Annotated in this window: 1 pseudogene; it reads left to right on the top strand. The window is 72.4% G+C overall.

Annotated elements, in window-relative coordinates:
- Positions 1-629 (top strand): annotated as a pseudogene (locus FOE67_RS27825) (hypothetical protein); the annotation flags it as partial.
- Positions 630-631: the final 2 nt, after the last annotated feature.

Raw genomic sequence — 631 nt, 5'->3', positions numbered from 1 at the left:
TGTGTATAAGAGACAGCCTCCCGCCCCCGCCCCGCTCCGGCGTCCCGAAACCGCTGATCGTCCTCGGAGCCGCCTTCGGCGCCCTGATCCTGGCCCTCTCGGTGGTCTCCCACCTGTTCGAGGAGGAGACCCCGGCGGGGGGCCGGGACGGCACCGGCCCCGCCGCCGCGTCCGGCGGCGGGGAGGGAACGGGGACCGGTGGCATACCCGGCCCGGGACCGGACCCGGACGTCCGTCTCCCCGAGCGGTGGGAGGGCACCTGGGTCGGTGAGGGCGGGGGAGCACCGGGCACCGGTCCCCTCACCGCCGTCCTGGATCTGACCGGCGGCGCGGTGGACGAGGTGGTGGGCACGGTTTCGGCCAGCGCCATCGACGAGCTCCTCGGCATCGACTACGGATGCGAGGAGACCCTGCGGCTCGAGGAGGTGCCCGACGAGGAGACCGTCATGCTGCGGGTGATCGAGACCCGGAGCGTGGAGGCCACCTGGCTGGACGCCGGCTGCCCCGTCGACACCCTCTACACGATGCATCTGGAGAACCGGAACGGCACCGAGACCATCCGGGTGGAGTCCGACCAGCCGCCGCAGGAGGATGTCGAGGGCGTCGAGTACCTGGAGCGTGCCGAATGACC

It is taken from the genome of Streptomyces calidiresistens (assembly GCF_014141525.1).
Taxonomy (GTDB): domain Bacteria; phylum Actinomycetota; class Actinomycetes; order Streptomycetales; family Streptomycetaceae; genus Streptomyces; species Streptomyces calidiresistens.
This window is presented reverse-complemented; position numbering and strand designations above follow the sequence as displayed.